The organism is Stutzerimonas stutzeri (genome assembly GCF_019090095.1).
GTDB classification, from domain to species: domain Bacteria; phylum Pseudomonadota; class Gammaproteobacteria; order Pseudomonadales; family Pseudomonadaceae; genus Stutzerimonas; species Stutzerimonas stutzeri_AN.
In genome coordinates this window covers 120234-135634 of the sequence record NZ_JAGQFP010000001.1, presented here as the reverse complement: position 1 = coordinate 135634, position 15401 = coordinate 120234, and the positions used below count along the sequence as shown (strand labels likewise).

The window sequence follows — 15401 nt, the reverse complement described above, 5'->3', positions numbered from 1 at the left end:
TATGATTTTTGACGAATTCTCCATCAAGAAGCTGATACGCCCGGTCCCGGATTTTCCCAAACCAGGCGTGGTATTTCGCGATATCACACCCCTGTTGCAGTCGCCCAAGGCATTGCGCATGGTGGCCGACAGCCTGATCCAACGTTATGTTGAAACCGGCTTCAGCCATGTTGGCGCGCTGGATGCCCGCGGGTTCATCATCGGGTCGATCATTGCCTACGAGCTGAACAGGCCGCTGATCCTGTTCCGCAAGCAAGGCAAGCTGCCAGCCGATGTGCTGACGGCGTCCTATACCACGGAGTACGGCGAAGCCTTCCTCGAAGTGCACGCTGACAGCCTCTGCGAGGGAGATTCAGTTCTGTTGCTGGACGATCTGATCGCCACCGGCGGCACCCTGATCGCCGCCGCTCAACTGGTGCGCCGGATGGGTGCCCAGATCCATGAAGCCGCTGCCATCATCGACCTGCCCGAGCTTGGCGGATCCCGCAAGTTGCAGGACATGGGCATTCCGACTTTTACCCTGACCGCATTCGAGCTGAACGAGCGGTAGCCGTGCGCCCTCGTGCGATGCTCCTCGGCGCCGCCACGGTGGCGCTGCTGGCCTGCAGCTCATCGTTGTTCGCGCTCGATCGCAACGCCTTGCTCGACGAAGCGAACCTGTTATTGCTACCGCGGGAACGGCCGTTGCCAAGCGTGAGCCTGGTGGACGAACAAGGCGAACCGGTTACGACCGAGGCGTTGCATGGCCGTTGGCATCTGTTGTTCTTCGGCTTCACTGCCTGCCCGGATGTATGCCCTACGACGCTGAGCGACATGCGACAGGTGCTGGGGCAATTGCCAGCAGAAATCCGCGAGCAGCTCCAACTGGTACTGGTCAGCGCCGACCCAAGGCGCGACACGCCGGAAACCTTGCGCACCTACCTTGGCCACTACCGCGCAGGATTCAAAGGCTGGACGGGCGAGCTGGCACAACTGCAGATCCTGTCCAAGGCGCTTGGCCTGCCTTTCGTTCCAGCGAGGGAAACCAATGGCGACTATAGCGTCAGCCACAGTGGCAATTTGGCGATCGTCGATCCCAAGGGACGCCTGCGTGGCCATATCCGAACCCCGCTCGACCGCGAAGGCCTGCGCCAGGCGCTACCCCAGCTGATCGAAGCCGAGTGAGCCAACGGCACGTCAGTGGCAATCGAGTGTGTCGGCCAGTACATAAGCCTGAAACGCGACCTCGTCGATCCAGTGCTGGGTGACGTCGGCCAACGCTTTCTGCCCCGGCTCGCTTGAAAGGTCCCGCTCGATCCGCTGCTGCAGCGCCGCGTCGGACGCTTCGATTCGCAAACTCAGAACAATGTCATTCAGCGCCGGCAACAGCCGGTTGTAGCGACGCCATTCGGGCAGTTCAGCGACCTGCCGCAGCAGTTTCCGATCGCCAACCACCGCCTGGCATTCGCCGAGTTTCAATCCAATCAGGGCCTGCGCCGCGCTGTCATAGCCGCGCGCGATGCCGCCAAAGCGGGATGTGATTACCGCAGCGTAAGGGTGTCCAGCTGTAACACAGAACGGCTCGCCAGCGAGCTGCTCCCAACGAGTCGGCCCCGCTTCCGCTGACGTGAGCGCTGCAACTTCGCTGGTGTAATAGGCAACGCCTGATGCCAGCGCTCCCATGCGCAGGTCCGCCTGTGCGACTGAGCCCGCCAGCGAAACGCTGCGCCCCAGCCGTTCAGCCAGCGTTTTTAGCCAGGCGGCTTCGAAACCCTCGCTCAGCGGCTCATCCGCCGTGGCCTTGAAAGGCCGATATCCATCGACCAAGGCAGCCTGCAGCGGCGCCCCATGCACGCTGACCGGGATCGACAGCACGAGCATCAGCACCAGCCGCAGCAGACGGGCGTTCACAAGGCCTCTCAGACGTACTGATAACGCAGCAGACGTTGTTTGAATTTTTCCAGCACCACCTGATCAATCATCGTTGCCAGGATAGCGATGACCAGGATATTCATCATCACACCGACCATATCGGCGATCTCGCCAGAGTAGGCCAGCGAGCGACCCAGGCCCTGGCCGAAGCCGATCAGCATCTCGGCGGAGATCAGCGCCCGCCAGGCATTACCGAAGGCAAGCTGCGCACCGGTGATCAATTCGGGCATGACCGCTGGCAGGTAGACGCGACGCAGCAGCTGCCAGCGCGAGGCGCCCATGACCCGGGCAGCCGCTACGTGAACCGGTTGGACACTTTCGGTCGCGTTCATGACCGACAGCGCCATTGGGAAAAACGCCGCCAGCGCAACCACCACGATGATCGGCAGGTTGCCAAAGCCCATCACGATGAGAAACAGCGGCACCCAGGCGATGGACGGGATTGACTGCAAGATCACGATGGCCGAGCGCAGGATCTCGCGGAAGAAGAACAACACCCCACCGACCAGCCCGAAACCGATGCCGAACAGCAAAGCGAAGCTGTAACCACTGCCCAGTCGGCTCATGCTGCCGTAGAGCCCTTCGCGAAACGCCGGCTCCTGCACCGTGGCAAATAACCGCTCGAACACGACCGGAATGCCGGGCATCAGAAACGCAGGCAGGCTCCACGCCGCGATCTGCCAGATCAGCAGGATGAACAGAATCGCCAGTACGACAGCGAGGTATTTTTTCGAACCGGTCAGACGACGTCCCTGACTCATCAGTGCCCTACCTCCGTCTTGATACCCAGCAAACGCAGGATTTCGCGCCGCTCGGCCGCGAACTCGGAGAGGTCGTGGCTCTTCTCGCAATGGGTGAAATTGAAGGTTTTCAGCACCCGTGCCGGCCGGGCACTGAACACCAGTACGTGATCAGCCAGATACAAGGCTTCATCGACGTCATGGGTCACCAGCAACACCGTGGGCAGATGCTCGTCGATCAGTTCGCGCAGAACATCCTGCAAAGCCATGCGGGTAAGCGCGTCGAGGGCGCCAAAGGGCTCATCGAGCAGCAGCACCTCCGGTTTGGCAATAAAGGCGCGCGCCAGCGCCGTGCGCTGACGCATCCCGCCGGAGACCTGATGCGGGTAGTACTGCTCGAAGCCGTCCAGGCTCACCCGGGCGAGCCACGCCTTCGCTTGTGCGAAAGCCTCGGCCTTGGCGACACCTTGCAGTTCCAGCGCCATGGCCACGTTGGCCTGCAGCGACAGCCAGGGATACAACGCATGCTCCTGGAAAACCAGGGTGCGACGCGGACTGGGCCCGGGGATGGGCTTGCCGTCGGCGAGCACGCGCCCTGCCGTCGGGTTCTCCAGCCCAGCGACGAGGTGCAGCAACGTCGACTTTCCGCAGCCCGATGGGCCGACCAGGGCAACCAGTTCGCCCTGGGCAAATTCGCCGCTGAACCCTTTGATGACTTCGAGCTGCCCGAAGTGCTTGTCTACTGCTTCAAACCTGAGCTGCATAACGCGTTGAGGTCCTTAAGGATCTGCCGGTACGGCGAGCTGTAATGACACTGCCCGGCGCTGAGGCCGGGCAGTTAGTGCGAGCCTGTTCGATCAGAGCTCGCGAGACTGCTGCCACGACAGGTCGAGAATGGCGCTGGTGTCGAACGGCTTGCCGTCGCGGGTCTTGAGCGAACCCAGGTCCTGGAGGATGTCGGCCAGTTGCTGGATGCGGGCCAAATCGTCGCTGCCCAGCTTGGCGTTGAAGGTCTGAGTGGCGATGGCCTCTTCGATGACTACCTCACGGGGCAGATCACCGCGGTTGAGCGTTTTCAACGTCGGCTCGGCGATGAAGTAGTCAGCGATGAGTTTGGCCGCGTCGGCCGGCTGCTTTTCCAGCAGCTCGATGGCATCGCGCTGGGCGTCCAGCGACTTCCAGACAGCGTCCTTACGCTTTGCCAAGGTTTCCCCGGAGGTGATCACCACCATGCAGGGGAAAGGCCACACCTCGCCGATTTCATAAATCTGCTTTACCGGTGCCACGAGCTGGGCGATGCGGTCGTACGGTTCGAAGAGAAACGCGGCATCGGTGCGACCCGAGACCAGGGACTGGACCGCGACCGCCGGGCTGGTACCCATGATGTTCACGTCGCTGGGCGACAGTCCGGCATCCTTCAGCGTCACACCACGCAGAACCGCATCGGCAGTGCTGCCTTCCTTCTGCGAGGCAAGAATCTTGCCTTTCAGGTCAGCGACTTTTTCGATACCGGTGCCTTCACGCGCGACGATGGAGTGATAACCCTGTTGCGCGCCACCAACGACCTTGAGGTCCGCGCCCTTGGATGCCCAGGCCACTGCATTGGTGAACCCCAGCACGCCGGTATCCAGTTGGCCACCGATGATGGCCTTGATCAGGTCGGTACCGGAACTGAACTCGACGAGTTCGACATCCAGGCCGTGCTTCTTATAGAAATCGCCTTCGTAAGCGACCATCGCTTGGGCGTCATCCATCACGCGGATGTAACCGACCTTGAGCTTTTCCTGTGCCTGCGCAACAGCACTCAACAGCAACAGAGCAGGAACCAACCAGCGTTTCGCTTTCATCTCGACCTCGCGTTCGTAGCGTGCAGTTATAACCAAAACAAAGGACAAAATTTCTTTTGGTTATTAAGCTAATCTGGCTTAGAACTTTACACGAAGCACTGGCAGTTCGGCACTACTTAGCAGCGATAAGCCACAAACGGAGCGTTATAAGCTTGTTACAGCGTGATCGCCTTTCGTCCTGCGAAAGCGTGGGCAAGCGTGCCGCCGTCCACCAGATCAAGCTCGCCGCCCAACGGCACCCCGTGGGCGATACGACTGAGCGTCAGCCCCTTGGGGATCAACAACTGGGCAATGTAGTGAGCGGTGGCCTCGCCTTCGACGGTGGGATTGGTCGCCAGAATCGCCTCATGAAAGTTCCCTTCGGCGACACGGGCGAGCAGTTCCGGGATACCAATGGCTTCAGGCCCGAGACCGTCAAGGGGAGACAGATGCCCTTTGAGCACGAAGTAGCGGCCACGAAAGCCAGTCTGGTCGACCGCGAACACGTCCACCGGGCTCTGAACGATGCAGAGCAACGAGTCGTCTCGTCGCGGGTCGGCGCATTGCGGGCAGAGATCATCCTCGCTCAAGGTGCGGCATTGGCGACAGTAACCCACTTCGTCCATGGCCCGGGTGAGCGCCTGAGCCAGTCGCAAACCGCCGCTACGGTCACGCTCAAGCAGCTGCAGCGCCATGCGCTGCGCAGTCTTCTGCCCCACTCCGGGAAGAATTCGCAGGGCATCGATGAGTTGACGAATAAGAGGACTGAAGCTCATAAAATCTCGGCGGGAAACTCAACGTTGAAGCTACAAGCGGTCAGGCTGGGGCGGTTCGGTGCGCCGACCAGCCTCGCTTGTGGCACCTGGCTTGTAGCTCGTGAACGCTTTAGAACGGCATCTTGAAGCCGGGCGGCAGCTGCATGCCATCGGTCATGCCCGCCATCTTTTCCTTGCTGTTCTGTTCGATCTTCCGCACGGCGTCGTTCATGGCCGCAGCGATCAGGTCTTCGAGAATTTCCTTGTCTTCTTGCATCAGGCTGTCATCCAGGCTGACGCGTTTGACGTCATGGCGTCCATTCATCACCACGCTCACCAGGCCGGCTCCGGATTGACCGGTCACTTCGGCATTGGCTAGCTCTTCCTGCATCTTCTGCATCTTTTCCTGCATTTGCTGCGCCTGCTTCATCAGCCCGGCCATGCCACCTTTCATCATGAGATATCCCTCGGGTCAGCTTTCGGAGTGTTCGACGGGTTCGATAGTACCGTCGCGAATGACGGCGGCGAACTGCTGCATCAGTTGCTGCACGACCGGGTCGGCCTGAATCGACTGTTCTGCAGCCCGCTGGCGCTCGCCACGGCGCCGCGACGCAGCCTGAGCAGGCGTTTCCTGCTGCGGCGCCTGCAGTTCGATATCCAACCGCAGGGTGCGTCCATGATATTGATTCAAGGCGTCGTTCAAGCGTCGGTGTTGGGTGGCGTTGAACAGCGCACTTTGCGCCGGGTCCAGGTGCATGAGCCAGCGGTCGCCTTCGACGGAGACCAGGGTGCAATTGGCTGCGATGCTTCCGGTCAGCCCGCCCAATCCCAGCTTCAGATAAATGTCTTGCCACTCTGCGGCCAGGCCGGTGGCGGGCTCGACTGCAGGCATCGGTTCGGCAGCTTGAGGCTCAGGCGCCAAATCATCCAGCCCATCAAGGAAGGCTTCGGCCTGCGTCTCAACCTCGAAGTAATCCTCGTCGGTGAGCGGTGGCTCGTCGTCATCCGGCTCGCTCACCTCAACCACAGCCGCTACGTGCTCCGGCTGCTCGATCGGGGTGGTCCGCTGTTCAAGCGCCTCGCTTTCTACCGCGATCGGCGGCGTACTGGGCGGTTCGTTCCAGGGAACGTCGACGACAGGGGGTTCGGAGGTCGGAACTACCGGCTCGGGCAGCTCTTCGGATACGAGCTGGCTCGCCGGTGCTGGCTGCGGCTCGACGCTCGCATCAACCGACGCCGGCGCGGGGGTCAGCCGTTCCGCTGGTGGGCCTGGTGGCGTAGCGACCGGCGGCTCGGCTCGCGCAGTAACCCCATCATCAACCGGCGCAGCCGATGCCGCTGAACCGGCCACCTTCGTCGTTACGGAATCAGTCGTGGCCGGACTGATTCCCAAGTTCTTTAGCGGTGTTCGCGGCGCGTTTTCACTGTCTGCGGGACGGAACGCGAGCATGCGCAACATCACCATTTCGAAACCGCTGCGCGGATCAGGTGCCAATGGCAAGTCACGGCGACCGATCAGGCCCATCTGGTAATAGAACTGCACGTCTTCAGCCGGCAGCGCCTGAGCCAGCGCCAGCACTCGATCGCGGTCGCCCTGCCCGTTATCGACAGCATCCGGAAGCGCCTGCGCAACCGCAACACGGTGCAGTACGTTGAGCATTTCAGCTAACACGCCGCCCCAGTCAGGCCCCTGCTCCGCGAGATGGCGCACCGCCTCGAGCAGTGCTCGAGCGTCACCTTCGAGCAGCGCCTGCAATACCCCGTAAACCTGGCCATGATCGAGTGTGCCGAGCATGCTGCGCACGTCGGCCGCGAGCACCCGGCCTTCACCGAACGCGATGGCCTGGTCAGTCAGGCTCATGGCGTCACGCATCGACCCGTCGGCAGCCCGGCCTAGCAACCAGAGCGCATCCTCCTCGAAGGGAACCTGCTCGACACCCAGCACATGGGTCAGGTGCTCGACGACACGCTCGGGAGGCATGTTCTTCAGGGAGAACTGCAAACAGCGCGAAAGAATGGTGACCGGCAGTTTTTGCGGGTCCGTGGTGGCCAGCAGGAATTTGACGTGAGGTGGCGGCTCTTCAAGCGTCTTGAGCAGCGCATTGAATGAGTGCGACGAGAGCATGTGCACTTCGTCGATCAAGTAGACCTTGTAGCGGCCCCGACTGGGGGCGTACTGCACGTTGTCCAGGAGCTCGCGCGTATCCTCGACCTTGGTGCGGCTCGCAGCATCGACCTCGATCAGATCGACGAAACGTCCCTCGTCGATCTCGCGACAGACCGAACACGTTCCGCACGGCGTGGAGCTGATGCCGGTCTCGCAGTTCAGACACTTGGCGATGATGCGTGCGATGGTGGTCTTGCCGACGCCACGCGTACCGGTGAACAGATAGGCGTGGTGCAGACGCTGACTGTCCAGCGCGTTGATCAGGGCCTTGAGCACATGCGTCTGGCCGACCATTTCGCGGAACGAGCGCGGACGCCATTTGCGGGCTAGTACCTGATAACTCATAACACCATCGCGGGCTAAAGCAGAAGACGCGTAATGCTAGCGGAGCAGGCCAAAAATTGCATCCAGCCCGTCGTCTGCCCGCTGCCTGGCATCACGCAGCGCTGCCTCATCCATCAGCGGCTCAGGCAAGCCCCCAGCGCCCGCACGAGGTTTTCCTGCACTGGTTGCGCTTGATTGATTTCGATCTGCAGACCCTCGATTTCCCGGCGCGGCGGGTACTGCTTGCGCAGTTGGTCGAAATCAATACGACGCTGCGTTTCGTTGCCATTCAGGCTGCGCCGGAATGCGGCGTCGTCCCGGCGCGGGTCGTAGACCGCGCGGCAGATGGTCGACAGCATGTCTGCCGGACTGACCGAGCCATCGAACACCAGCCCGCGTAGCGGTGCGGCAGGCATCAGCCCAGCGAGATCGACCTTGGGTTCGATGTCTTTGCTGGCACAGAACGCTTGATAGATCTGGGCCGTTCCGCGCAGCTTGCCGTCCAGGCTGTAACCTGCGATGTGCGGGGTGGCGATCCAGCACAACTCGGCCAGCTCGACGTCGACCTGCGGCTCGCCTTCCCAGACATCGAGGACAGCCTGGATATCCGGCCGTCTGGCCAGTTGCTCGCGCAGCGCGACATTGTCGACGATTGCGCCACGGGCGGCGTTGATCAGCCAGGCGCCTGGACGCAGGCGCTCCAGACGAGCCTGATCCAACAGATGGAACGTCGAATGCTCGCCCTCCAAGGTCAAAGGCGTGTGCAGACTGATGACATCGCACTCGTCGAGTATCTGCTCCAGCCCGACGAAATCGCCGGCCTCTTGCGCCTGGCGTAGCGGATCGCACACGCGGACGTCCCAGCCGAGGCCACGCAATACGTTCACCAGCCGGCCGCCGACCTCACCCGCCCCGACAATGCCATAACGGCGGCTATCCAGCGCCACACCCTCACCTTCGGCCAGCGCCAGCAGGCTGCCTAGCACGTAATCGACGACGCCACGCGCATTGCATCCTGGTGCGCTTGCCCAGTCGATACCCACCTCATCGAAATAGTCGATGTCCAGATGGTCCGTGCCGATGGTACAGGTGCCCACGAAGCGCACCGCACTGCCTTCGAGCAGCTCGCGATCGACCCGGGTAACCGAACGAACCAGGAGCACTTCGGCCTGCTCCAATGCCGCTCGGTTGATGCTACGGCCCGTCATGCGGCGAATGTCGCCGTGCTCGCCAAAAAAGTCGTCAACCAGCGGAATGTTTTCGTCGGCAAGGATTCGCATCAGTGGGGCTCCGTCATCGATGGGGGCCATTCTAGACCGGGTGGCGGCGCTATGCTGCCTTTCCGAGTGGTGCCTCGGCGGCGTAGACTAGCGCGCTTCTGTATACAATCCGGAATGTCTGTAATGCCCACTGAGTCGAAACTCAGACGGATTCGCGTAGAATTGCGCACCCTCTTCGCCCTGGCTCTGCCGATGATGGTCGCCCAACTGGCGAACACGGCCATGGGCTTCGTCGATACGCTGATGGCAGGCCGCGTCGGCCCCTACGATCTTGCCGCGGTGGCCCTCGGCAATTCGATCTGGGTGCCGGTGTTCCTGCTGGTGACAGGCGTCATCCTGGCGACCACCCCGAACGTGGCCCAACGCTTTGGCCGCGCTGAACATGAACAGATCGGCCCGCTGGTGCGCCAAGCACTTTGGATGGGGTTCGGCGTGGGCTTGCTGTTCGCCGTGCTGATGTGGAATGCCGAGCCCGTGCTTCACCTGCTACGGGTCGAACCCGTCCTGATCGAGCCCACCATGGCTTATTTGCGCGCAGTGGCCTGCGGCTTCCCTGCCGTGGCGCTGTACCAGGTGTTGCGCTGTTTCAGCGATGGACTCGGTCATACCCGACCGAGCATGGTGGTGGGCATTCTCGCGCTGACTTTGAACATTCCGCTGAACTACATCTTCATCTACGGCAAGTTGGGCCTGCCCGCGATGGGTGGTGTCGGCTGCGGATGGGCAACTGCGCTGGTCATGGGCTTCATGTTGCTGGCGATGCTGTTCTGGGTGCGCCGAGCCGGGTATTACCAGCCCAGCCAGCTGTTTGCCCGCTTCGATTGGCCACAATGGTCAGTACTGAGCCGCCTGCTCTCGGTGGGTGTGCCGATCGGCATCGCCGTGTTTGCCGAGGCCAGCATCTTCTCGGTCATTGCACTGCTGATCGGCGCGCTAGGCGCCACGGTAGTGGCGGGCCACCAGATCGCGCTCAATTTCACCTCGCTGATCTTCATGATTCCGCTGTCGCTGGGTATGGCGATCACCATACGGATCGGCCAGGCCCTGGGGCGTGGCGCACCTCGCGATGCACGTTTCGCCGCTGGCGTCGGAATCGTGTCCAGCCTGGTCTATGCCTGTTTTTCGGCCGGCTCGATGCTGTTGTTCAGCGAGCAGATCGCCCGGATCTATACCCCCGACCCGGCAGTGATTGCGGTGGCCGCCAGCCTGTTCTTCTACGCCGCACTGTTCCAGTTCTCCGACGTGGTCCAGGTAACCGCAGCCGGCGCCTTGCGTGGTTACCAGGACACGCGCATGACCATGATCTTTACCCTCTTCGCCTATTGGGGGATCGGCCTGCCGGTCGGCTACACCTTGGGCCTCACCGATAGGTTTGGCGAACCGAGCGGCCCGGCAGGTCTCTGGCAGGGGCTGATCGCCGGTCTGAGTTGCGCCGCGATCCTGCTGACCATCCGCCTGGCGCGCAGCGCACGCCGGGAAATTCGCCGGCAGCCGGCGACGGCCATGCAAACCCAGCCATGAGCGGAGCTGGCGGCTAGATCTCGAGCGCCAGCATGGCCGCACTCAGCAGCAGAAAGCCACTGAACATAAGACGCAGCAGACGCTCCGGCAGCGCGTGCGCAAGCTTCACGCCCAGGCTGATGCTGAGCAACCCGCCAATGGCCAGCGGCACCCCCAACGCCCAGTCGACCTGACCGTGGGTGGCATAGGTGACCAGCGTGACGGCCGTACTCGGTGCTGCCAGCGACAGCGATAGCCCCTGTGCCACAACCTGCGAGGTGCCGAACACCGCCGTCAACACCGGCGTGGCCAGCACCGCGCCCCCCACGCCGAACAAGCCGCCCAGCGCTCCTGCCCAGGCGCCCAGCACGCCTAACCATGGCCATGGGTGGCGCAGCTCGGTTCCGCCAGGCTGGTGCTTTATGAATACGCGCGACAGCGTATAGATGGCCAGGGCGACCAGGAAACCGATGAAGCCGATACGCATGCGTCCAGCATCCAGCGAGACAGCCACGGCCGCACCGGCGATGGCGAAGCAGAAACTGGCCACACCCAAGGCCGCAGCGTGACGTGGGTCGATACGGTTGCGCTGGTGATAGCGCCAGATCGCCAGCAGCACGTTGGGCACCACCATGACCAGCGCCGTCCCTTGAGCCACCTGCTGATCCAGATCGAACAGCACGCCGAGGACCGGGATCGCAATGAGCCCGCCGCCAATGCCGAACAGGCCGCCAAGCGTCCCCAAGGCCAAGCCCAACACCACGTTCAGCCCGAATTCGACGAATCCCATGCTCGTTTTCCAAAAGAAAACGCCATGCTACGCAGCCGCTTCTAGCAGGTACATGCACAAGCGCGCACAATGGTTTTGCCTTTCACGCATAGCAGAACGATCGATATGGACGCCAATGCCCTGACCAGTCAGCTCAAGCTATTTCTCGATGTGCTCGACGCGGGTAGTTTTTCCGGGGCGGCTCGCCTGCACGCACTGACGCCCTCAGCCGTGGCACGGCGTATCGATTCGCTGGAACGGTCACTCGATTGCCAGCTGGTCAGCCGCAACACCCACTCAATCAAACCGACCACGGCCGGACATGCATTCGCCGAACGCGCCAGGCGCATCGTCCAGGAGCTGCAGCTGGCGCGTGCAGAGATCACTTCTTTGCAAAGCGCACCGCAAGGCCGTATCCGCATCGATGCACCGGCGCCGTTCGGGCGCAGGCATCTGGCGCCCGCGCTGGCGGAGTTTCTGCAGGCTTATCCGGGCGTCGATATTCAGCTGCGGCTAATCGACAGCTTCGTCGATCTACAGGGGGAACACCTGGGCGACGTCGATCTGGTCTTACGTATCGGTCCGTTGGCCGATACGCGCCTGGTCGCCACGCCGCTAGCGCCCATGCTGCGCATCGTCTGCGCCAGCCCGGCATATCTTCAACAACGGGGCATGCCGCAAACGGTCGCGGATCTGCCGGCCCACGACGGGTTGGACTGGGATGCGCTGGCACCGCAATATGCCTGGCGCTTCGACCAGTCGGGCAAACAGCAACTGCTCCGCCCCAAACGCTTGCGCATGGTGGCGAACAATGCCGAGGCGCTGTTGAGCGGTGCGCTCGCCGGCCTGGGCATCGCCCACCTGCCGACCTGGCTGGTCAGCGAGCACCTGCTACGGGGGGAGCTATTGCCCCTATTCTGCGAGCAGGGGCTACCAAAACCGGAACCAAGCGGCATCTACGCGCTGCGGCTCACCCGGGAGGCCGATTCCCGGAGCCGGTTATTGCTGGAGTTTCTGAAACGCCGCTTCGGCCCGGTCCCGCCATGGGACCAGGCACTGCAAAGCGGACTCCGTTTCAACTGAATGAAGCGATGCTCAGACGGAACACCCGGACAGTTCCTGGGTGACACCCCAGCCGTCCACGACGCCACCCAAGGGCTCGACCAGGTTCTCCAGGTCCTGTTCGAAATCACCGATGCCATCGAACGTGGCATACATCACCTTGCTGACCTGCAGATCCCAGGCCCCATCATCGCGCGGGGCTATCTGCGTATTGACCGACTCGCCGCGAAAATTGCTGGCGGCAGCGCAGGCGCGCTCTCGATCTGGAAATACTGCGTAGAACTCTATCGGGTGGACCCGGGCGAAATCGAAACCGCCCTCTTTCATCCTTAGAAGCACGTTGCTGCTTACATCCTCATGGAAGGTGGTACTCATAAAACAACCTCCTCTCACCCATGGATGACGATTTTCAGGAATGGAAAGCTTTGTTCTCACCTCGTTGCGGAGTTGGCTGGATAGCCAACAGGGAGTCGCCGTTGCCTGGTCGTACGAAGCGGAAAAACCTTGTGGTCTTTCTAATAGGCCACTGCATGACCCGGTAGTTCGATGAAGCCGGCCTAACGCCCATCGCCCGGCGGCCTCATACAGCTCACACGGCACAACCACCATTCGAACATACGGTGTATAGGTCGCTGCCGCAATGGCCTATCGAGCGGCAGCGGCCACCGTGCTCGGGTGTTGAAAGGCCTCGGTGCGCAGCCAAACCTTGGCCGCGCACCAACCAGCTTAGCCGTTGCTGGGCTTGTTGATGGCCTGTAACACGTACTGCGGCAGCGCAAATGCGCCGAGATGGATATGCGGATTGTAATAACGGGTCACGATGCCACTGCCGTTGAACCGCTGGTGCAGGGTTTCCAGCGACAGCTTGCGGCTGTCGGAATCGCAGGCGCCCCAGGCGAAGGTCATGGCACCGCCGATATAGGTAGGCACCGCAGCCTGGTAGAAATGCCAGTCCGGAAACAGGCCGGTCATGCGTTTGGCGGTGGTCTGCACCTCGCTCAACTGCATGAAGGGAGTACCGTTCTGGGTGACCAGAATCCCGCCTTCGTTGAGGCATCGACGGCACGCCTGATAGAAATTCTCCGAGAAAAGCACCTCGCCGGGCCCGATGGGATCGGTCGAATCGGAAATGATCACGTCGAATTTTTCTTCGGTGGTCGCCACGAAACGCATGCCATCATCGATCACGAGATTCAGACGCGGGTCATTGAAGGCACCCTTCGAATGCTCGGGCAGGAACTCCTTGCACATCTCCACCACGGTGCCATCGATCTCGACCATGGTGATGCTCTCGACATCGCTGTGCTTGGCGACTTCGCGCAGCATGCCGCCGTCGCCACCACCGATGATCAGTACCCGGCGCGCCAGGCCGTGGGCCAGAATCGGTACGTGGGTAAGCATCTCGTGGTAGATGAATTCGTCCGCCTCGGTGGTTTGAATCACCCCATCGAGTGCCATGACGCGACCCATGCGGGCGTTCTCGAAGATGACCAGATGCTGGTGCTCGGTGCGCACCTCATGCAGCATCTTGTCGATCCTGAAGCGCTGGCCGTATCCCTCGTAGAGAGTTTCCTGATAATCGCTCATGGGGTGTCTCCCTGATGGATGGCTAACAGACGGGCGATGCACGCCCATTGGCAAAGAGTCGCATTCTACTTTGGTCCCATGACAGGTTGGAACCATCTGCTTTGAAAGCGCATCCGGTGAAGACGTACCCATCAATGGCAGCTATCGTCGACTCATGACGCCCTTCAACCTTCCCTACCTGCCACCATGGAATTGGTCACAGTTCCACGATCACTTCGCATTGCGCCTGCTGCCCGGCGTCGAGGCGCTTCAGCCCACGCGCTATAGCCGCACCGTGCGGGTCGGCGCCGACGCCGGCTGGCTCAGTGTCCAACCGCTACCGGAACAGACGGCTCTTGAGCTGACCCTGAGCGATTCGTTACAGGGCCACGCCCCCATGCTGGCGGCACGGGTTCGCAGAATGTTCGATCTGGACGCGGACCCCGCCGCCACGACCCGGCATTTTGCCGATGATCCGTTGCTCGCCCCGTTGGTCAGTGCCAATCCCGGTCTGCGTTTGCCCAGTGCCTTCGACCCCTTTGAACAGGCCGTGCGCGCGATCATCGGTCAGCAGGTCACGGTCAAGGCCGCGGTGACCATCACCCGACGCCTGGTGGAGCGGCTTGGCGCGGACCTATCGCCGGACCGGTCCGACAGATCGAGCGACCTGCTCCGGCTGTTTCCCAGTCCCCAGGCCATCGCCGATGCCAGTTTGGATAACATCGGCATGCCGGGTAAGCGCGTGGCAACGCTGCAACGCCTCGCAGCCGCGGTCGCCGACGGCTCCCTCGAATTGCAGATCGATAAGGGCGCGAATGCGCTCATCAGCCGGCTCTGCGAGCTGCCTGGCATCGGACCCTGGACCGCCGAATACATCGTCCTGCGCGGGTTCGGCGAGGCTGACGCGTTTCCCGCCGCCGACCTTGGGTTGTTAAAGGCACCCCTCTGGGGAGCCCAGGGCATCACTGCCAGGCAGTTACTGATCCGCGCAGAGGCGTGGCGACCTTGGCGGGCGTATGCCGCCGTGCATATCTGGTCGGCCTACGAACGTGCGTTGGCGTTAGCGAAGCACAAGCCCACCAAGAGCACAGCAATGGACGCCAGAGCCATCGTGAAGCGCCGAACACAGACGTCGACGGGGTGACGAGATGCCGAGGTCCGCAATGCCTAAGCATTAAAGCGAGCAGGCCGCGGCCGAAGCCAGCGTCTTCCATATCTTTGCCCGGAATGTCAGTGCAGCCTGACCGAGCGTCCCTCGTTCGCACCAACGAGATCGGACCCTGACGGGCCCGATCTTCATCTGGAATTACAAGCGGACTTTGCCGAGGTGTCCGGCGGCCACGAACCACATGATCAGACCCACGACCGGCAGCAGCAGGACAACGAGGCTCCAGATGATTTTGCGGCCGACCTCGATACGCGTGCGCCAGACCTGAACGATGGCGATTACATCGGCCACCAGCACGACCAGGGCCAGCAGCGTACTCCAGGTCTCCACGCG

The 15401-nt window shown here is 61.9% G+C and carries 17 protein-coding genes; 5 read left to right on the top strand and 12 right to left on the bottom strand.

What is annotated here, in order from left to right; translation table 11 throughout:
* The first annotated feature begins 1 nt into the window (after position 1).
* Positions 2-550: an adenine phosphoribosyltransferase gene (locus KVO92_RS00505; RefSeq protein ID WP_217473728.1), complete on the top strand. Its 549-nt coding sequence runs from the start codon at positions 2-4 to the stop codon at positions 548-550.
* 17 nt (positions 551-567) lie between these two features.
* Positions 568-1164 carry an SCO family protein gene (locus KVO92_RS00500; RefSeq protein WP_217475382.1) on the top strand — a complete coding sequence of 199 codons (597 nt, stop codon included), beginning with the start codon at positions 568-570 and terminating at the stop codon, positions 1162-1164.
* 12 nt (positions 1165-1176) lie between these two features.
* Here KVO92_RS00500 and KVO92_RS00495 read toward each other — a convergent pair whose 3' ends face one another.
* From KVO92_RS00495 to pdxB, 8 genes are all read right to left on the bottom strand, one after another.
* Entirely contained in the window at positions 1177-1890 is a 714-nt protein-coding gene (locus KVO92_RS00495; RefSeq protein ID WP_336512592.1) for an amino acid ABC transporter substrate-binding protein, read from the bottom strand.
* Positions 1891-1898: 8 nt separating this feature from the next.
* A complete protein-coding gene (locus KVO92_RS00490; RefSeq protein ID WP_217473726.1) occupies positions 1899-2672 on the bottom strand; it encodes an ABC transporter permease in 774 nt (257 codons plus the stop codon).
* The gene (locus KVO92_RS00485) at positions 2672-3415 is read right to left on the bottom strand and encodes an ABC transporter ATP-binding protein (RefSeq protein WP_217473724.1); all 744 of its coding nucleotides are present in this window, start codon (positions 3413-3415) and stop codon (positions 2672-2674) included. The genes KVO92_RS00490 and KVO92_RS00485 overlap by 1 nt, the downstream gene beginning before the upstream one ends.
* A 93-nt stretch (positions 3416-3508) precedes the next feature.
* Positions 3509-4498, bottom strand: coding sequence for an ABC transporter substrate-binding protein (locus tag KVO92_RS00480; protein ID WP_217473722.1), 990 nt, complete (start codon positions 4496-4498; stop codon positions 3509-3511).
* A gap of 155 nt (positions 4499-4653) precedes the next feature.
* A complete protein-coding gene (recR, locus tag KVO92_RS00475; protein WP_217473720.1) occupies positions 4654-5253 on the bottom strand; it encodes a recombination mediator RecR in 600 nt (199 codons plus the stop codon).
* 109 nt (positions 5254-5362) lie between these two features.
* Positions 5363-5689: a YbaB/EbfC family nucleoid-associated protein gene (locus tag KVO92_RS00470; protein ID WP_021207923.1), complete on the bottom strand. Its 327-nt coding sequence runs from the start codon at positions 5687-5689 to the stop codon at positions 5363-5365.
* 15 nt (positions 5690-5704) lie between these two features.
* A complete protein-coding gene (gene dnaX / locus KVO92_RS00465; RefSeq protein ID WP_217473718.1) occupies positions 5705-7744 on the bottom strand; it encodes a DNA polymerase III subunit gamma/tau in 2040 nt (679 codons plus the stop codon).
* 113 nt (positions 7745-7857) lie between these two features.
* Entirely contained in the window at positions 7858-9003 is a 1146-nt protein-coding gene (pdxB, locus tag KVO92_RS00460; RefSeq protein ID WP_217473716.1) for a 4-phosphoerythronate dehydrogenase PdxB, read from the bottom strand.
* Between the two features lie 123 nt (positions 9004-9126).
* Between pdxB and KVO92_RS00455 the strand changes: the two genes are divergently transcribed.
* Positions 9127-10524, top strand: a complete 1398-nt coding sequence (locus KVO92_RS00455; protein WP_217473714.1) for an MATE family efflux transporter — start codon at positions 9127-9129, stop codon at positions 10522-10524.
* 13 nt (positions 10525-10537) lie between these two features.
* Here the strand turns inward: KVO92_RS00455 and KVO92_RS00450 are convergent, their stop codons facing one another.
* Positions 10538-11293, bottom strand: coding sequence for a sulfite exporter TauE/SafE family protein (locus KVO92_RS00450; RefSeq protein ID WP_217473712.1), 756 nt, complete (start codon positions 11291-11293; stop codon positions 10538-10540).
* Positions 11294-11398: 105 nt separating this feature from the next.
* Between KVO92_RS00450 and KVO92_RS00445 the strand changes: the two genes are divergently transcribed.
* Complete coding sequence (locus KVO92_RS00445) at positions 11399-12355, top strand: LysR family transcriptional regulator (protein WP_217473711.1); 957 nt, start codon at positions 11399-11401, stop codon at positions 12353-12355.
* 12 nt (positions 12356-12367) lie between these two features.
* Here KVO92_RS00445 and KVO92_RS00440 read toward each other — a convergent pair whose 3' ends face one another.
* Both KVO92_RS00440 and speE read right to left on the bottom strand, forming a co-directional pair.
* A complete protein-coding gene (locus tag KVO92_RS00440; protein WP_217473710.1) occupies positions 12368-12709 on the bottom strand; it encodes a ribonuclease E inhibitor RraB in 342 nt (113 codons plus the stop codon).
* A 351-nt stretch (positions 12710-13060) separates the two neighbouring features.
* A complete protein-coding gene (gene speE, locus KVO92_RS00435; protein ID WP_217473709.1) occupies positions 13061-13921 on the bottom strand; it encodes a polyamine aminopropyltransferase in 861 nt (286 codons plus the stop codon).
* 154 nt (positions 13922-14075) lie between these two features.
* Here speE and KVO92_RS00430 point away from each other — a divergent pair, with 154 nt between their 5' ends.
* Positions 14076-15044 (top strand): DNA-3-methyladenine glycosylase family protein, encoded by a 969-nt coding sequence (locus KVO92_RS00430; protein ID WP_217473707.1) that lies wholly within the window; start codon positions 14076-14078, stop codon positions 15042-15044.
* Between the two features lie 162 nt (positions 15045-15206).
* Here KVO92_RS00430 and KVO92_RS00425 read toward each other — a convergent pair whose 3' ends face one another.
* Positions 15207-15398, bottom strand: coding sequence for a PLDc N-terminal domain-containing protein (locus tag KVO92_RS00425; RefSeq protein WP_217473706.1), 192 nt, complete (start codon positions 15396-15398; stop codon positions 15207-15209).
* Positions 15399-15401 lie beyond the last annotated feature (3 nt).

What these genes read in the sequence shown, in the direction of transcription:
- KVO92_RS00505 (WP_217473728.1), top strand. Translation starts at nt 2, where the DNA reads ATGATTTTTGACGAATTCTCCATCAAGAAGCTGATACGCCCGGTCCCG.
- KVO92_RS00500 (WP_217475382.1), top strand. Translation starts at nt 568, where the DNA reads ATGCTCCTCGGCGCCGCCACGGTGGCGCTGCTGGCCTGCAGCTCATCG.
- KVO92_RS00490 (WP_217473726.1), bottom strand. Translation starts at nt 2,672, where the DNA reads ATGAGTCAGGGACGTCGTCTGACCGGTTCGAAAAAATACCTCGCTGTC.
- KVO92_RS00485 (WP_217473724.1), bottom strand. Translation starts at nt 3,415, where the DNA reads ATGCAGCTCAGGTTTGAAGCAGTAGACAAGCACTTCGGGCAGCTCGAA.
- KVO92_RS00480 (WP_217473722.1), bottom strand. Translation starts at nt 4,498, where the DNA reads ATGAAAGCGAAACGCTGGTTGGTTCCTGCTCTGTTGCTGTTGAGTGCT.
- recR (WP_217473720.1), bottom strand. Translation starts at nt 5,253, where the DNA reads ATGAGCTTCAGTCCTCTTATTCGTCAACTCATCGATGCCCTGCGAATT.
- KVO92_RS00470 (WP_021207923.1), bottom strand. Translation starts at nt 5,689, where the DNA reads ATGATGAAAGGTGGCATGGCCGGGCTGATGAAGCAGGCGCAGCAAATG.
- dnaX (WP_217473718.1), bottom strand. Translation starts at nt 7,744, where the DNA reads ATGAGTTATCAGGTACTAGCCCGCAAATGGCGTCCGCGCTCGTTCCGC.
- pdxB (WP_217473716.1), bottom strand. Translation starts at nt 9,003, where the DNA reads ATGCGAATCCTTGCCGACGAAAACATTCCGCTGGTTGACGACTTTTTT.
- KVO92_RS00455 (WP_217473714.1), top strand. Translation starts at nt 9,127, where the DNA reads ATGCCCACTGAGTCGAAACTCAGACGGATTCGCGTAGAATTGCGCACC.
- KVO92_RS00450 (WP_217473712.1), bottom strand. Translation starts at nt 11,293, where the DNA reads ATGGGATTCGTCGAATTCGGGCTGAACGTGGTGTTGGGCTTGGCCTTG.
- KVO92_RS00445 (WP_217473711.1), top strand. Translation starts at nt 11,399, where the DNA reads ATGGACGCCAATGCCCTGACCAGTCAGCTCAAGCTATTTCTCGATGTG.
- KVO92_RS00440 (WP_217473710.1), bottom strand. Translation starts at nt 12,709, where the DNA reads ATGAGTACCACCTTCCATGAGGATGTAAGCAGCAACGTGCTTCTAAGG.
- speE (WP_217473709.1), bottom strand. Translation starts at nt 13,921, where the DNA reads ATGAGCGATTATCAGGAAACTCTCTACGAGGGATACGGCCAGCGCTTC.
- KVO92_RS00430 (WP_217473707.1), top strand. Translation starts at nt 14,076, where the DNA reads ATGACGCCCTTCAACCTTCCCTACCTGCCACCATGGAATTGGTCACAG.